The sequence below is a fragment of the Lichenicoccus sp. genome (assembly GCF_965276875.1).
GTDB lineage: Bacteria > Pseudomonadota > Alphaproteobacteria > Acetobacterales > Acetobacteraceae > Lichenicoccus.
This window is the reverse complement of record NZ_OZ255701.1, coordinates 4,342,886-4,358,195: the sequence shown is the minus strand read 5'-3', so window position 1 is coordinate 4,358,195 and position 15,310 is coordinate 4,342,886. Positions and strand designations below refer to the sequence as shown.

The following is a 15,310-nucleotide window of genomic DNA, read 5'->3' as shown; positions in this document are numbered from 1 at the left end:
CCAGAGCGGTCCGCGCCCGTGGCGGATGGCAAATCACTGTCGGCGCGGTCAGTCGATATATTGCCGCCTCATGTCCAGTCAAAACTCTTCACTGCCGGCGGTGCGCACGATGAGCGCGCCATAAAGCTGGACGACTTTATCGCTGCGGTGATGGCCTTTCTACAGGAACAAAATTCAAGGTCTGGCGGCGGCGCGCTCGATGGCGGCAATGTCGATCTTGTGCATGTCCATCATTGCAGTCATGACGCGTTTGGCACGCTCGGGCTCGGAGTCGGTCATCAGTGCGAGCAGGCGCCGCGGCACGATCTGCCATGACAGGCCAAACCTGTCCTTGCACCAGCTGCACTGCGAGGGCTGCCCGCCATCGGCGATCAGCGCATTCCAATACCGATCGGTTTCGGCTTGGTCCTCGGTGTGGACCTGAAACGACACCGCTGTCGTAAAGGGCACGCCGGCGCCCCCGTTCAGCCCGACGAAGCTCATGCCCAGCACGGTGAACTCAACGGTCAGCACATCGCCGGCCTTGCCCGCCGGGTAGTCGCGGGGCGAGCGGTGCACGGCATCGACGTGGCTGTCGGGAAAGGTGCGCGCGTAGAAACGCGCCGCTTCCTCCGCGTTTCCATCAAACCAGAGGCAGGGGACGATCCGGTCCATCGTCAAGCGCTCCTTGCGGCAGAGAAGGACCGGTATCCGGCCACGTCCAGTTCGCGAACCGGGCGCACTTCGATGCTGCCGTGTTTGGCGGGCGGGATGCGTTCCGCGATCGAGAGCGCCTCGTTCAAATCCCTGGCCTCGACCAGGTAGAAGCCCGCGAGCAGTTCCTTTGTTTCGCAGAACGGACCGTCAGTGAGCACAGCTTTGCCGTGGCACACCCGCACTGTGGTTGCGCTCTCCGCCGGGTGCAGCGGCTCGGCCGCGAGCAGCCTCCCGTTGGCCGCAAGCTCGCTTGCAAACTCGAAGCAGTCCCGATCGGGGCAGGCGCTCCAGTGCGTATCGTCGAGATAGACCAGGCAGATGTATTTCATCGTTTCCTCCGTTTCGCGGAAATCCGGGAGATGGTTTTGATTTCAGGATGTCGGCCGATCAGTACTCCCCGCTTCTCGCCGATCAGGCAGGAATTTACATCAGTCTGATCGTGTCCTCGCCAATGCGGTCATTGGCCACGAGGCGGAGCGACGGCCGGGGACCGGCGCAGAATGGCGTGCCGCGACCGAGCACGAAGGGGCGGAAGTAAAGCCGGTATTCGTCCACAAGACCAAGATCGGTCAGGCTTCGCGCCAGATCTGGTCCAGCGACGTCGATCTCGCCCACGAGCCGGGCCTTGAGCTCGCGCAGAACGGCTTCGTAATCACGCCGGACCAGCGTGGTGTTGGGGCCGACGGACTTCAACGACCGCGAGACCACCCATTTCGGCTGGCTTCGCCACACCGCCGCGAAGTCGCGGCCGTCCCAGTCGGGGTGGTCTTCCTCCCAATAACGCATGATCTCGTATGTGCGGCGACCATAAACGATGCCGGCCAGGTCGCGCACATGCTCCACGAAGTGACGAAAGGCTGCGGGACCTGGCGGCCCGATTTGCAGGTGGTCGACGTAGCCGTCCAGCGACTGCGACAATCCGAAGATGAATTTCACCACGCCGAAAAACCTCCATCCAGAGTCTTCTCAGTCGTATGAGCCCGTTTGCAAGCCCGCATTTTGCGCTTCCGCGATGATCAGGCGACGGGGTGATCGGGAATGAAGTCCGCGAGCTGTGCCGCCATCGCGCGCCGGAAGGCCGGTCGTGCGGTGCCGCGCGCGACATAGGCGGTGAGGTTCGGCTGGGCGGCGAGGACCTCATTGGGAATGCTGCGCAGCGCCTCGACCATCATCAGGTCGCCGATGGTGAAGCGTTCCTCGAGCCATTCCTTCTCGCCCAGAGCCGCCGCGAGATGCGCCAGCCGTCGCTCGAGAAAGGGAGCGACCGCCTTGGCGAACCAGGGCTTATCGCCGCAGGAAATATCGAGAAAGAGCATCGCCAGGCTTTGCGGCTCGATGCTGTTGAGTGCCGCGATGGTCCAGACGATGGCACGCGCGCGGCCGTGTTCGTCACGCGGCAGCAACCGTTCATCCTTCTCGCCGATGTGCAGCACGATGGCGCCAGACTCGAACAGGCAGAGCGTGCCCTCCTTATAGACCGGCACCTGTCCGAAGGGCTGCTCGGCGAGGTAGTTCTCTGGCCGAAGCGGTCCCCCGGGCTGCCGCCGGCACCCTCGATCAACCGTACGCAATAGGGCAGGCCGATTTCCTTCAGCGCCCAGCGCACCCGCAGATCGCGCACGAAGCCGCGCGCCAGGGGCGGCACCCAGGCCAAGGCGGTGACCTCGATGGGCAAAGCTTGATGGGTTTCCATAGTAGGGACGCTCCGGTGATCCAGGTCTCTGGTTACTGGTCGAACGGCGACACGGGCATTAGACAGGCGGTTATAGTTTTTCTTCAGGCGTCGAGTTCGGCAAGCCGCCGGCGCAGAAACCGTCGCTCCGGCTCCTGCCGCGCGAGGTCGAGCGCGCGCCCGTAGGAGAGGCGCGCATCGGCGAGGCGATCGGCACGGCGGCACAGATCGGCGTGTGCTGCGTGGGTCAGGTGATAGGTTGCGAGTGGCGGTTCGTTGAGCATGGGCTCGATCCGCGCCAGTCCCGCCTGCGGACCGTCACGCATGGCGATGGCGACGGCGCGGTTCAGTGCAACGACGCAAGAGGGTTCGTGGTGCAGCAGCCGGTCGTAAAGCCCCGCGATCCGCGCCCAGTCGGTTTGTGCCGCAGTGCCTGCTTCGGCGTGGACGGCGACGATCGCTGCCTGCAGCGCGTAGGAGCCATGACCCCGCGCCCGCAGCGCATCGCGCGCCATGGCGCGACCGATTGCAAGTTCGTGCGCGTCCCAGAGTGACCGATCCTGGTCCTCGAGCGGGACCAGGTCGCCGGCGGCATCGGTGCGGGTGCTGCGCCGCCCGTGGCGCAACAGCCTCAGCGCCAGCAGACCGCGCGTCTCGGCTTCGGGGCAGAGCCGCAGCAGCAACCAGCCGAGCCGGATGGCTTCGGCAGCAAGATCAAGCCGCTGCACGTGCTCGCCGCCGCTGGCGGAATAGCCCTCGGTGAACACCAGGTAGATCACCCGCAGCACGCTATCGGGGCGCGGGGCGAGCTGGTCCAGCTCGGGCACTTCGTAGGGGATGCGCGCATCGCAGATTTTTGCCCTGGCGCAAACGATCCGTTGGGCGAGTGTCACAGAAGTGGTGAGGAAGGCGCGGGCGATGTCCTCGGTGGCAACGCCGCAGACGTCGCGCAGCGTGAGCGCAAGGCGCGCCGCTTCGGGTGACAGCAGGTGAAAATCAGGTGCAGGCGATCATCCTCGATCGGTTCCTGCTCGCTTTCGCCGGCAGCGGCACCGGCGATCTGCTCGATCGTCTCCGTATGGTCGTCGATGCTGGCGAAGCGGGCATGGCGGCGTTGCCGGTCGATGGCCTTGGAGCGGCCAACCGAGATAAGCCAGCCAACCGGGTTGGCGGGCACACCGTCGCGCGGCCAGTGTTCAGCGGCCGCGATAAACGCGTCGTGCTCGGCGTCCTCGGCCAGCTTGAAGCTGCCGAGCAGTCGAACGAGGCTGGCGAAGATGCGCCGCCCGTCGCGGCGATAGACCGCATCGAGTGCTGCGACGCTCTCCTCCCTCAGCCTTCCCTGGTGCATGCGGGAGCATCCTCCTGCAACATTGGAACGTTCAGGCGACGGGCAGTATGAATCCGGCGGCTTCCGGCGGAAAATGAAGAGTTGAAGGCCGACTGCCCGGGCCGCCTGGGGAACCGCTCGGCGGGCGGCCATCGCGCCGCACTGGCGCTCGGCTGAGGCGCGGCGCGACAGCATCAGAAGCACCGAGCTCAACGCGCTCCCCGCAAGTGTCTTAGCCCCAGTCGACCCCTCGCCGGAGCGGCGGTATATAATGCAACCCATGAGCCTGACCGCCAGCCGCGACCAGCCCCCCCCTGAGCCGTTGCTCGACCTGTTCCCGGAGACCGGCCGCTCGCGCTTCGCGCATGCCGCGGATGATCTGCGACGTAGCCTGAAGCTCTGGCGCCTATGCTGGGCGCTGGGCTGGCTCGACGTGAAGCTGCGCTATCGCGGCTCGGTGCTTGGACCGTTCTGGCTCACCGCCTCGACCGCGGTGATGGTCGCCTCGATGGGCGTGATCTATGCCTTTCTGTTCAAGATGAACCTGCGGGAGTATCTGCCCTTTCTGTCGCTGTCGCTGGTGCTTTGGGGGTTCATCTCCGGCCTGGTCAACGACTCCACTTTGTGCTTCACGCAATCGGAAAGCATGATCCGCGCCATGCGGATGCCGTTCGTCGTCTATGCCGCGCGTGTGGTGATCCGAAACCTGCTGGTGCTGGCGCACAACGTCGTGGTCATCCTGGCGGTGTTCGCGCTGTTCAGGCTCTGGCCGGGCATCGCCATCCTGCAGATCATTCCAGCCTTGGCGCTTTGGCTGATGGATGGGATCGCCGCCTGCATCCTGCTCGGGGCGCTGGGCGCGCGCTTTCGCGACATGGCGCCGATCGTCGGCAGCGTGCTGCAGATCGTCTTTTTCATCACGCCGATCATCTGGAAGCCGGAGCTGATGAAGCACGGCCGGCATCTGCTGGTGCTCAATCCGTTTTACGACCTGCTCGAGATCGTCCGCCGGCCGCTGCTCGGCGGCACCCTGACCCCGGCGGTGACCTGGGCCGCGATCGGGTTCAGCGCCGCACTGTGCCTGCTCACCGGGCTGCTGTTTACCCGCGTGCGCGCACGCATCGCCTACTGGGTCTGAGCCGATGCCCAGCATCGTCGTGCGCGATCTGCATGTCCTGTTCCCGCTTTATCACGGCACCGCGCGCTCGCTGCGCAAGACCGTCGCCGCGGCCGCGTCGAACCGGCTTGCCGAGGATCGCCAGCGGCGCATGGTGGTGCATGCCCTGCGCGGCATCAGCTTCTCGCTCGGTGCCGGCGAGCGGCTGGGCCTGGTTGGCGGTAACGGCGCCGGCAAGACCACCTTGTTGCGCAGCCTCGCTGGCATCTATGAGCCGGTGGTCGGCCGGGTGACGGTCAAAGGCGAGCTGCACACCCTGCTCGACACCAATTTGGGAATGAATGTCGACCTCACGGGCCGGGAGAATATCGGCCTGCGCGGCCGTTATGCCGGGCTTGATACGGCCGCGATCCGCCGCCTTGAGGACGACGTCCAAGGCTTCGCCGATCTCGGCGGCTTCCTCGACATGCCGGTGCGGACCTACAGCTCCGGCATGGTGGTGCGACTCGGATTTGCGCTCGCCACCTCGATCCGGCCGCAGGTGCTGCTGATGGACGAGTGGTTTCTCGCCGGTGACGCCGCGTTCATGATGAAGGCGCGCGGCCGGCTGGAGGAACTGGTGCGGCAAGCCGAGATCCTGGTGATCTCGACCCATCAGCCGGAAATCATCGCGGCCTGGTGCACCAAGGTGCTGTGGATGGATCAGGGCACCATCAAGCGCGAGGGATCACCGGATCTGGTGCTCTCCGAATATCTCGGTCATCCCACGAAACCCGCCGAGGCGATGGTCCTCGATGCGCCCTGAGCCCTGCGCATTGCAGGAGAAGGCTTCACAGGCGGGGGCGTCAGAGCCGGCAACCACACCTTGATCTGCCGATCAAGGCAGGTCGAAAACTGGTCCAGATCCATCGTAAAGTTGCAGATCGAGGGCTCGAAGCGATCGAAAACGCGGATCAATAGTGGATTGTCCGGCAGGTCGGTGATCGCAGCCTTCGGCATGAACACCATCTCGCTTGGCGATTCCATCGTTTCGGCGTTCGAGTAGAGCTGGAGATCGCCGAGATTGTCGAGGTTCCAGGCATTGGTGACGACCAGGCCTCGCGTGTTGCAGACCCAGCGATATTTCGCGAGACCGGCACCCCAGAACGTCACGAAAAACGCCGCACTCCGGCACCAGGCGAGGCTTTCGCGCAGCGGCTCGCCGATCAAGCTCACGATTTCGACCAGGGTCCCCGCCGCCTCATCGCGGATGCTGGCAACCAGGCGCTGTTCCTGCTCTAGCGGTGAGTGCTCCGCGAGATGCTCCTGGTTGCTCGAAATCGGCCGTCCGGTCGCGCCCTCGTTATGTCCGTCGACGACGAGAACGATCCTCGTGCGCAAGGCCACCAACCGTGTCACGACACGTCGGCAGAACCCATCGAGATCCGCCAGCGTGCGGTTTTCAGTGCGCAGGCCGAGCAGAACAATCGGCGCGTTGGCGCCGCGTTGTGGTACATCGGCCAGGACGCGACGACGCAGCGAGCCCGTCACCTTGGTCCGGCTGGACCGGAACAGGCACAGATTACGGTCATAGAACGAGCCGATCAGGGCGTTGAACGATTCACGATTCCGCTCGACCTTGCCGCAGAGTTCCGGAAACAGGCCGTCCAGCAGACCATACATCTCCGGGCCGGCCTCAGTGTCGCACAGCATGAAGCTTGGCAACTTCTCAGGTCGAAACTTGGTCACCAGATCGTCGATCCCGGACAGGTCGTTCCAGAGCAGATGCCCCAGATGCAAGGCCCCGGCGCCGCGCCAGAAATGCATCGGCCTCGAATCGCCTGCCTCGAGATAGGTGCCGATGCTGTCGCCATAGCGCACGACATGATAGAAAAAGTCAGCCATCAGTGTGGGCCAGCGCTTGCTCGATCCGGCCGGGTCGTGGCTCAGGACGAGGTTGGCTTCCGGTATATAAACCGCCAACACCCTGAACAGGATGTCGCCGGCGAGCAGAAAGAATGTCGTCTGCGATTGCTCGTCGAACAGTCGATATGCGGTCAGGTGGGCATCGAGATAGAACGCCTTGCAGCAGGTCAGAACATTGTCGCTGAAGATCGAAGGCAGCGTGAAGTGCCCCGATGCGATCAGCATCTCCTGCTTACGTTGCAGGAGGGACGGATCGAACATGGCGTGCAGTTCGCCCACGCGGATCGGAACCCGCCGTCCGCCACAGTCAATCACCGGCGCGCGCGAAGCCATACCCGAGGGCTGCCCAATATGATTATGGCGGCACTCAGCCACGAAACCATCCAGGTAAAAACTTGTCAGCTGCCCGCGACAGAATTCCGGAAGTTGGAGGAATGCCTGCCGCCGCGCGCAGGCCGGATTGCCGCTCTCTGAAAGCATCGTCGCCTGCCAGATACCCTCCAGCAGCGGACAGAGCGGCACCACGATCTGGGCTGCGACAACATTGGAAATCTGTGGGACGGCACTCGCGTGATAGTTGAAGTCGGCGTCCAGGATCCAAAGGCCTTCGCCGCCGGTGTCGCTTACAAACAGGATGATGGTGATCGGCGCCAGGCCGGTATAGGCCAGCACCGGCCGCCAGCCCGTGGCGAAACGCGCCTCATGACCGTCTTTAAGTATGGTACGCGGCCCGTTGGGCAGCAACACCGACGATCCCTCTGTCGGGTGCAGAAACCGCTTCTCCGCCGCGAGCTCATCACTGCATGCAGGTTGTTCGTCCGGCTGATTTCGCGCCATGATCGACTCCCCTGCCCGAGCAGTGCGCGGCGGCAATGCCGGTGTCACCGGTCTTTGACTGGAGTGGGCCTTGACCCTCCATAACGTTGGTGAATCGCATAGTTATCGTTACGACGCAAGCTTTGCTTCCGCCCAAGCTTGGCCTGTGCATGGTGAGCCGGGTGGGGATCGAACCCACGACCATTCGATTAAAAGTCGAATGCTCTACCGCTGAGCTACCGGCTCGTGCAGATGATCGCGGCGTGCTGTCAGGCGGCTTGGTCCGCCGGACGCATACGCACGATCCTGTCGGGGTCGCCTACCACGCCGCTGCCACCGGCGCCACGCTTGATCCGGTCGATATGGTCCATGCCTTCGATCACTTCTCCGGCGATGGTGTATTGCCCGTCCAGGCTCGGCGCCGGTGCGAACATGATGAAGAACTGGCTATTGGCGCTGTGCGGATGCGCGGTGCGTGCCATGCCCACCGTGCCGCGCAAGAACTTTGCCTTTGTAGTGAACTCGGATTTCAGGTCGGCGAGCTTGCTGCCGCCGCTGCCGGTGCCGGTGGGATCGCCGCCCTGGGCCATGAACCCCTCGATGACGCGGTGGAACGCGACATTGTCGTAGAAGCCCTCCGCGCTGAGCACGCGCAGGCGCTCGACCGCCATGGGGGCCAGATCCGGGCGCAGTCTGATCACCACGCGCGCGCCATCCTTGAGCTCGAGGATCAATGTGTCATTGGAAGCTGTGTCGGACATGGATGTCCCTCCGTGCAGATGGGTGGCGCTCAGCCGAGCCTGGCGGCGATGCTGGCGAGCGTATGGGCCGGGACGAAAGAGGAGATGTCGCCGCCGAGTTGCGCGATTTCCTTCACCAGACGCGAGGAAATGAACTGATGCCGCTCGGTCGCCATCAGGAACACCGTCTCGATGCCAGGATCCAGCCGATGGTTCATGCCGAACATCTGCATCTCGTAGTCGTAGTCGGTCACCACGCGCAGCCCGCGCACGATCATGCAGGCACCGTGTGCGCGCGCGAACTGCACCAACAGCGTGTCGAACCCGTGCACCTCGATCGGCACCCCGGACTGCGCACCGATCGGCGCCACCTCGGCACGCACGCAGGCGAGGCGCTCGTCGAGGTCCATCAGCGGCTGCTTGCCGATATTGGCGGCGACCCCCACCACCAGCCGGTCGACCAAGTGGACCGCGCGGCCGATGATGTCGAGATGCCCGTTGGTGACCGGATCGAAGGTGCCGGGATAGAGCCCGATGCGCGGCTCAGCCATTGTCGTCACCGACGTCACCGTCCACCTCGTCCTCAAGCACCGGAAAGACGCTCGCCACCCGCTCGCCGTCGCTCAGCCTGAACAAAGTCACCCCCATCGATTGCCGTGCCGTCACCCGCACCTGGTCGACAGGAACCCGGATCAGACGGCCGACGTCGGTCACCAGCATCACGTCGGTGCCGTGCAACACCGGCAAGGTCGCCACCACCGCGGTGCCGTTTCGCGGCGCCAGCACGATATTGGCGATGCCCTGGCCGCCGCGTCCGCTGACCCGGTAGTCGTAGGCGGAGCTGCGTTTTCCGAAGCCGCCGTCGGTCACCGTCAGCAACACCTCCTCGGCCGTCTCCAGTTCGCCGTAGCGCTCAATCGCGATCGAGGCGTCGAGTGGTGCTGCTTCCTCGGCGCTGTCCTCGGCCAGTTCGGGCTCCGCCACGGGCTCCTCCGCGGCACTCTCCAGCCGGCGTCGCGCGGCCGCCATGCGCAGATAAGCCGCACGCTCGGCCACGTCAGCCTCGACATGGTTAAGCACGCACAGGCTGTTGACCTCGTCGCCGGCGGCGAGCCGGATGCCGCGCACACCCGAACTGTCGCGCCCGGCGAACACACGCAGGGTCTCGTCGCCGATCTGAAAGCGAATACAGCGCCCGCTCCGCGTCGCCAGAAACACATCCTGCCCCTCGCGGCAGGTGGCCACCCCGATGAGACTATCGCCCTCATCAAGCTTCATCGCGATCAGGCCAGAGGCGCGCACGTTGCGGAAGTCGCTCAGCCGGTTGCGACGGACGGTGCCGCTGGCGGTCGCGAATACCAGATGCAGGCTTTCCCACAGCGACTCGTCATGCGGCAGCGGCAGCACCGTGGTGATCTGATCAGCCCCCAACTCCGGCAGCAGATTGACCAAGGCGCGTCCCTTTGAGGTCGGGCTCGCCTCCGGTAGCCGCCAGACCTTCTCGCGGTAGGCCTTGCCGCCGGACGAGAAGAACAGCACCCACTGATGCGTATGCGCATTAAACGAGCGGGTAATGATGTCGTCGCCGCGACGCCCGGCCGCGGTGCGGCCGCGGCCGCCGCGATTTTGCGCGCGGAAGATGTCCAGCGGAGTGCGCTTAATGAATCCGTCGCGGGTGATGGTAACCACCATCTGCCCAGGCTCGACCAGGCTCTCGTCGGTCTGATCGCCCGCAATCTCAGAGATTTCAGTCGCCCGCGGCACCGCGATCTCGGCCCGGACCGAGATCAGCTCGTCATGGATCACCTCAAGCCTGCGCGGCCGGCTGGCGATGATTTCCAGCAGCTCGTTGATCTTGGCGGCAACCTCGGACAGCTCGCTCGCGATCTTCTCCCGCTCCAGCCCGGTCAGGCGCTGCAGACGCAAATCCAGGATGCCGCGCGCCTGCGCCTCGGTCAGCCGCACCCGGCCATCGACGACGACATTGCCCTCGTCATGGATGAGCGCCAGCAGCGGCTCCACATCCGCCGCCGCCCAATCCTGCCCCATGAGTCCGGCCCGCGCCGTGGCGGCGTCGGGTGCCGCGCGGATCAGCGCGATCACCGCATCGATATTGGCAACGGCAAGCACCAGTCCGACCAGCAGATGACCGCGCTCGCGGGCCTTCCCAAGATCGAAGCGCGAGCGGCGCAGCACCACCTCCTCGCGGAAGGCGATGAACGCCACCAGGCAGTCGCGCAGGCCGAGCAGCTTCGGCTGGCCGCCGTCAAGGGCCACCATGTTGACGCCGAAGCTGGTCTGCAACTGGGTGAAGCGGTAGAGCTGGTTGAGCACCACGTCCGGGGTCGCATCGCGCTTGATCTCGATGACGATGCGCATTCCCGAGCGATCGCTCTCGTCGCGTATGTCGGAAATCCCCTCGACCGTCTTGGCGCGCACCAGATCGGCGATGCGCTCCTGCAGGGTCGCCTTGTTCACCTGATACGGGATTTCGGTGACGATGATCGCGCGCCGGTCGCGGCGGATATCCTCGATGGCGGCGCGCGCCCGGATCAGCACCGAACCCCGACCAGTCTCGAACGCAGAGCGAATGCCGGAACGCCCCAGGATGATGCCGCCGGTCGGAAAGTCCGGCCCTGGCACGATCGCCATAAGCTGATCGAGGGTAATATCCGGTTCGGCGATCATCGCCAGGGTCGCATCAATGATCTCGCCCGGATTATGCGGCGGGATGTTGGTCGCCATGCCGACAGCGATGCCGGCGCCGCCGTTGATCAGCAGATTCGGATACGCCGCCGGCAGGATCTTCGGCTCGTTCTCGCTCTCGTCGTAGTTCGGTTGGAAATCGACGGTGTCGCGGTCGATATCCTCCAGCAGGAACATCGCCGAACGCGCCAGACGCGCCTCGGTGTAGCGCATCGCCGCCGGGCTATCGCCGTCGACGGAGCCGAAATTGCCCTGACCGTCGATCAGCGGCACACGCATCGACCAGGACTGCGCCATACGCACCATCGCATCATAGATCGAGGCGTCGCCGTGCGGATGATACTTGCCCATCACATCGCCGACGGCACGCGCCGACTTGCGGTAAGCCTTCTCGGGGGTGAAGCCGCTCTCGCGCATCGAGAACAGGATGCGCCGATGCACCGGCTTGAGCCCGTCGCGCACATCCGGCAACGCCCGACTGACGATGACCGACATCGCATAGGCGAGATAGGAGGATTGCATCTCCTCCTCGATCGTCACCGGGATCATGTCGGACGGCGGTACGGGAGGCGCCGGTGGTTCGGGGGTGTCGCTCAACTGGAGTCCGTCTTGGCTGCTTGGGAGATCAACACCCTATCACGGGCCTTATCTAATACCGAAGGCCAGGGCTCTGCCCTGGACCCGCTGGGGCCTCGGCCCCAGACCCCAATTCATAAAGGATTCCAAAGGCTAGCCTTTGGCAGGGTCCAGGGGCAGCGCCCCTGGCCTTGCTAAAATGGTATTTCGTCGTCCAAATCACTACGCCCAGGCGCATCCCAGCCGCCGGACGGCGCGCCGCGCGCGGGCGCCGGACCGCGGGCGGGGGCCGCCACTTGGCGCGGCGGTGCGGAGCCACCACCATAGCCGCCGGACTCGTCCTCGCCGCCGCGGTTGGAGTCGATTAAAGTGAGGTCGCCGCGGAAGCGGTCGATCACCACCTCGGTGCTGAATTTCTCCTGACCGGACTGGTCGGTCCATTTGCGGGTTTGCAGGGAGCCCTCGACATAGACCTTGCGGCCCTTGCGCAGGAAGCGCTCGGCCACGTCGGCGATTCGCTCGTTGAACACCACCACCCGGTGCCACTCAGTCTTTTCCTTGCGCTCGCCCGAAGCCTTGTCGTTCCAGGTCTCGCTGGTGGCCAGGTTGAAGGTCACGATCTTTGTGCCGTTCTGCGCATTCCGGACTTCCGGGTCCTTCCCCAGATTTCCGATCAGGATAACCTTGTTGACGCTACCGGCCATCGTCACTTCCCGTTTTTGCGCTCATCACGCTGGAAGCACTACGCCTCCCGCCGCGTGAGTCCAAGCCTGGGATGCAGGCTACCCCGAAAGACAAGAACATACTATGAACAATCCTGTCGAAATCCAAGGAGTCGATGCGCAATGAGCAGACAGGATGCGATCCGGGTGCGTGGTGCGCGCGAGCACAACCTCAAGAACATCGACGTCGACATCCCACGCGACGCGCTCACCGTGATCACCGGCCTGTCGGGGTCCGGCAAATCCTCGCTTGCCTTCGACACCATCTATGCCGAGGGCCAGCGGCGCTATGTCGAGAGCCTGTCGGCCTATGCGCGGCAGTTCCTCGAGCTGATGGGCAAGCCGGACGTCGACTCGATTGAGGGCCTGTCGCCGGCGATCTCGATCGAACAAAAGACGACCAGCCGCAACCCGCGCTCCACCGTCGGCACCATCACCGAAATCCACGATTACATGCGCCTGCTCTGGGCGCGCGCCGGCGTCCCGTATTCGCCGGCGACCGGGCTGCCGATCGAGGCGCAGACGGTCAGCCAGATGGTCGACCGGGTGATGGCGATGGCGGAGGGCACCCGGCTGCTGCTGCTCGCCCCGGTGATCAAGGACCGCAAGGGCGAATACCTCAAGGAAATCGCCGAGTTGCAGCGCCGCGGCTTCACCCGCGCCAAGGTCGACGGCAAGCTCTACGAAATCGGCGAGGTTCCGAAGCTGAACCGCAAGCTCAAGCATACCGTCGAGGCGGTGGTCGACCGCATCGTGGTCAAGGACGGCATCCAGTCGCGGCTCGCCGACAGCTTCGAGACAGCGCTCGGTCTGTCGGATGGGGTGGTGCATGCCGAGGAGGCGGTGCGCGGCGATGCCACCACTGAACCGAAGCGGACCGTGTTCTCGTCCCGTTTTGCCTGTCCGGTCAGCGGCTTCACGCTCGAGGAGATCGAGCCGCGGCTGTTCTCGTTCAACGCGCCGCAGGGCGCCTGCCCGGCCTGCGACGGCATCGGCACCGAAAGCTTCTTCGACCCGCTGCTGGTGGTGCCGGATGAGAGCCTGAGCCTGGCGCGCGGCGCGATCGCGCCCTGGAACGGCGCGCAGAGCCCGTATTACGACCAGACCCTGCAAAGCCTGGCTCGGCATCTGCGGATCAGCACCACCCACGCCTGGCACGACCTGTCGCAAGCAGCGCGCGACGCGATTCTGGTCGGCACCACGGAGCCGGTCGAGTTCACCTATCGCGACGAGCGGCGCGCCTACAAGGTGAGCAAGCCGTTCGAGGGGGTGCTGAAGAACCTGCAACGCCGCTTCACCGAGACCGACAGCGTCTGGGTGCGCGAGGAGATGGCCCGCTTCCGTGCCGAGAAGCCGTGCGAGGTCTGCGGCGGCGCGCGGCTGCGGCCGGAGGCGCTGTCGGTGAAGATCGCGGGCACCACCATCGCCGCGGTCTCGGAGATGCCGATCCGCCGGGCACTGGAATGGTTCTCCGGTGTCGAGGCGACCCTGACGCCGCAGCGCGCCGAGATCGCGCACCGTATCCTGCGCGAGATCCTCGAACGGCTGCGCTTCCTCGACGATGTCGGGCTCGACTACCTGACCCTCTCGCGCGGCTCGGCCACGCTGTCCGGCGGCGAGAGCCAGCGCATACGGCTCGCCAGCCAGATCGGCTCCGGCCTGACCGGCGTACTCTATGTGCTCGACGAGCCGTCGATCGGGCTGCACCAGCGCGACAACGAGCGGCTGCTCGGCACGCTGGACCGGCTCAAGCGGCTCGGCAACACGCTGCTGGTGGTCGAGCACGACGAGGAGTCGATCCGCCATGCCGACCACCTGATCGACATGGGACCGGCGGCCGGCATCGCCGGCGGCCATGTCGTGGCGCAGGGCACGCCCGACGAGGTGGCGCGCCACCCGGACAGCCTGACCGGCGCCTATCTCTCCGGACGCAAACAGATCGCCATCCCGCCCGTGCGACGGCCGTTCGACCCCGCGCGGGTGGTCAGTGTGGTTGGCGCGACCGGGCACAACCTCAAACATGTCACGGCGGAGTTCCCGCTCGGCACCTTCACCTGCGTCACCGGCGTCTCCGGCGGCGGCAAGTCCACGCTCGTCGTCGACACTCTCTATAAGGCATTGTCGCGCCGGCTGATGGGCTCGGGCCAGGTGCCCTCGCCGCATGAGCGGATCGACGGGCTGGCGCTGCTCGACAAGATCATCGACATCGACCAATCGCCGATCGGCCGCACCCCGCGCTCCAACCCCGCCACCTACACCGACCTGTTCGCGCCGATACGCGACTGGTTCGCCGAACTGCCGGAGAGCCGGGCGCGCGGCTACAAGCCCGGGCGCTTCAGCTTCAACGTCAAGGGCGGCCGCTGCGAAGCCTGCCAGGGCGACGGCGTGCTGAAGATCGAGATGCACTTCCTGCCCGACATGTTCGTCACCTGCGACACCTGCAAAGGGGCGCGCTACAACCGCGAGACCCTGGAGGTGAAGTTCCGCGGCAAGTCGATCGCCGACGTGCTGGCGATGACCGTCGACGAAGCGGTGCCGTATTTTTCCGCCGCCACGCGTATTTTCGACCGGCTTTCCGTCCTCCAGCAGGTCGGCCTCGGCTATGTGGCGCTTGGCCAGCGCGCCACCACGCTGTCGGGCGGCGAGGCGCAGCGGATCAAGCTGTCCAAGGAGCTGGCACGGCGGGCCACCGGACGCACGCTCTACATCCTCGACGAGCCGACCACGGGGCTGCATTCCGAGGACGTCCGCAAGCTGCTGGAAGTGCTGCACGCCCTGGTCGACCAGGGCAATTCGGTGCTGGTCATCGAGCACAACCTGGAGGTGATCAAGACAGCGGACTGGGTGCTGGATCTCGGCCCGGAGGGCGGCGATGGCGGCGGTCGGATCGTCGCCGTTGGAACCCCCGAGACCATCGCCGCCGATCCCGCGAGCCATACGGGGCGCTTTCTCGCCAACATCCTGCCGGCGTCGGAACCCACCAGCGTGCCCGCGCGTCGCGTGCGCAAGCGGGCTTGAGGGATCACTGAC

General features: G+C 65.2%; 14 protein-coding genes and 1 tRNA gene. 3 read left to right on the top strand and 12 right to left on the bottom strand.

The features are described 5' to 3' along the window. Positions 1-174 precede the first annotated feature (174 nt). The 6 genes from ACQY4K_RS21125 to ACQY4K_RS21100 all read right to left on the bottom strand — a co-directional run bounded on the left by ACQY4K_RS21125 (position 175) and on the right by ACQY4K_RS21100 (position 3,893). Entirely contained in the window at positions 175-654 is a 480-nt protein-coding gene (locus tag ACQY4K_RS21125) for a VOC family protein (protein WP_428392281.1), read from the bottom strand. Between the two features lie 2 nt (positions 655-656). Then, positions 657-1,025 carry a YciI family protein gene (locus ACQY4K_RS21120; RefSeq protein ID WP_428392279.1) on the bottom strand — a complete coding sequence of 123 codons (369 nt, stop codon included), beginning with the start codon at positions 1,023-1,025 and terminating at the stop codon, positions 657-659. Positions 1,026-1,119: 94 nt separating this feature from the next. Next, complete coding sequence (locus tag ACQY4K_RS21115) at positions 1,120-1,614, bottom strand: dihydrofolate reductase family protein (RefSeq protein WP_428392277.1); 495 nt, start codon at positions 1,612-1,614, stop codon at positions 1,120-1,122. Positions 1,615-1,712: 98 nt separating this feature from the next. Continuing rightward, positions 1,713-2,267, bottom strand: a complete 555-nt coding sequence (locus tag ACQY4K_RS21110; protein ID WP_428392275.1) for a glutathione S-transferase family protein — start codon at positions 2,265-2,267, stop codon at positions 1,713-1,715. Between the two features lie 205 nt (positions 2,268-2,472). Beyond that, positions 2,473-3,261, bottom strand: a complete 789-nt coding sequence (locus tag ACQY4K_RS21105; protein WP_428392273.1) for an RNA polymerase sigma factor — start codon at positions 3,259-3,261, stop codon at positions 2,473-2,475. Next, positions 3,258-3,893, bottom strand: coding sequence for a sigma factor (locus ACQY4K_RS21100; protein WP_428396252.1), 636 nt, complete (start codon positions 3,891-3,893; stop codon positions 3,258-3,260). Before ACQY4K_RS21100 ends, ACQY4K_RS21105 begins: the two co-directional genes overlap by 4 nt. An 85-nt stretch (positions 3,894-3,978) precedes the next feature. Between ACQY4K_RS21100 and ACQY4K_RS21095 the strand changes: the two genes are divergently transcribed. Both ACQY4K_RS21095 and ACQY4K_RS21090 read left to right on the top strand, forming a co-directional pair. Then, on the top strand, positions 3,979-4,836 hold the full coding sequence (locus tag ACQY4K_RS21095; RefSeq protein WP_428392271.1) for an ABC transporter permease: 858 nt from the start codon (positions 3,979-3,981) through the stop codon (positions 4,834-4,836). Positions 4,837-4,840: 4 nt separating this feature from the next. Next, entirely contained in the window at positions 4,841-5,620 is a 780-nt protein-coding gene (locus tag ACQY4K_RS21090; protein ID WP_428392269.1) for an ABC transporter ATP-binding protein, read from the top strand. On the opposite strand, the gene ACQY4K_RS21085 is transcribed toward ACQY4K_RS21090, so the two are convergent. The 6 genes from ACQY4K_RS21085 to ssb form a co-directional block, all read right to left on the bottom strand. After that, entirely contained in the window at positions 5,575-7,557 is a 1,983-nt protein-coding gene (locus ACQY4K_RS21085; protein WP_428392267.1) for a hypothetical protein, read from the bottom strand. The two genes, ACQY4K_RS21090 and ACQY4K_RS21085, sit on opposite strands and share 46 nt — an antisense overlap. Positions 7,558-7,707: 150 nt before the next feature. Then, a tRNA-Lys gene (locus ACQY4K_RS21080) sits at positions 7,708-7,782 on the bottom strand. A gap of 23 nt (positions 7,783-7,805) precedes the next feature. Beyond that, a complete protein-coding gene (locus ACQY4K_RS21075) occupies positions 7,806-8,297 on the bottom strand; it encodes a peptidylprolyl isomerase (RefSeq protein WP_428392265.1) in 492 nt (163 codons plus the stop codon). A 29-nt stretch (positions 8,298-8,326) separates the two neighbouring features. Then, complete coding sequence (coaD, locus tag ACQY4K_RS21070; protein ID WP_428392263.1) at positions 8,327-8,827, bottom strand: pantetheine-phosphate adenylyltransferase; 501 nt, start codon at positions 8,825-8,827, stop codon at positions 8,327-8,329. Beyond that, a complete protein-coding gene (gene gyrA / locus ACQY4K_RS21065) occupies positions 8,820-11,531 on the bottom strand; it encodes a DNA gyrase subunit A (protein WP_428396251.1) in 2,712 nt (903 codons plus the stop codon). Before gyrA ends, coaD begins: the two co-directional genes overlap by 8 nt. Positions 11,532-11,752: 221 nt before the next feature. Further along, entirely contained in the window at positions 11,753-12,262 is a 510-nt protein-coding gene (ssb, locus tag ACQY4K_RS21060; RefSeq protein WP_428392261.1) for a single-stranded DNA-binding protein, read from the bottom strand. 141 nt (positions 12,263-12,403) lie between these two features. Between ssb and uvrA the strand changes: the two genes are divergently transcribed. Further along, positions 12,404-15,298: an excinuclease ABC subunit UvrA gene (gene uvrA, locus ACQY4K_RS21055; protein WP_428392257.1), complete on the top strand. Its 2,895-nt coding sequence runs from the start codon at positions 12,404-12,406 to the stop codon at positions 15,296-15,298. Positions 15,299-15,310: the final 12 nt, after the last annotated feature.

Excerpts from the sequence above, each read along its gene's own strand:
- ACQY4K_RS21125 (WP_428392281.1), bottom strand. The coding sequence starts at position 654 with ATGGACCGGATCGTCCCCTGCCTCTGGTTTGATGGAAACGCGGAGGAA.
- ACQY4K_RS21120 (WP_428392279.1), bottom strand. The coding sequence starts at position 1,025 with ATGAAATACATCTGCCTGGTCTATCTCGACGATACGCACTGGAGCGCC.
- ACQY4K_RS21100 (WP_428396252.1), bottom strand. The coding sequence starts at position 3,893 with ATGCTGTCGCGCCGCGCCTCAGCCGAGCGCCAGTGCGGCGCGATGGCC.
- ACQY4K_RS21095 (WP_428392271.1), top strand. The coding sequence starts at position 3,979 with ATGAGCCTGACCGCCAGCCGCGACCAGCCCCCCCCTGAGCCGTTGCTC.
- ACQY4K_RS21090 (WP_428392269.1), top strand. The coding sequence starts at position 4,841 with ATGCCCAGCATCGTCGTGCGCGATCTGCATGTCCTGTTCCCGCTTTAT.
- ACQY4K_RS21085 (WP_428392267.1), bottom strand. The coding sequence starts at position 7,557 with ATGGCGCGAAATCAGCCGGACGAACAACCTGCATGCAGTGATGAGCTC.
- ACQY4K_RS21075 (WP_428392265.1), bottom strand. The coding sequence starts at position 8,297 with ATGTCCGACACAGCTTCCAATGACACATTGATCCTCGAGCTCAAGGAT.
- coaD (WP_428392263.1), bottom strand. The coding sequence starts at position 8,827 with ATGGCTGAGCCGCGCATCGGGCTCTATCCCGGCACCTTCGATCCGGTC.
- gyrA (WP_428396251.1), bottom strand. The coding sequence starts at position 11,531 with ATGATCCCGGTGACGATCGAGGAGGAGATGCAATCCTCCTATCTCGCC.
- ssb (WP_428392261.1), bottom strand. The coding sequence starts at position 12,262 with ATGGCCGGTAGCGTCAACAAGGTTATCCTGATCGGAAATCTGGGGAAG.
- uvrA (WP_428392257.1), top strand. The coding sequence starts at position 12,404 with ATGAGCAGACAGGATGCGATCCGGGTGCGTGGTGCGCGCGAGCACAAC.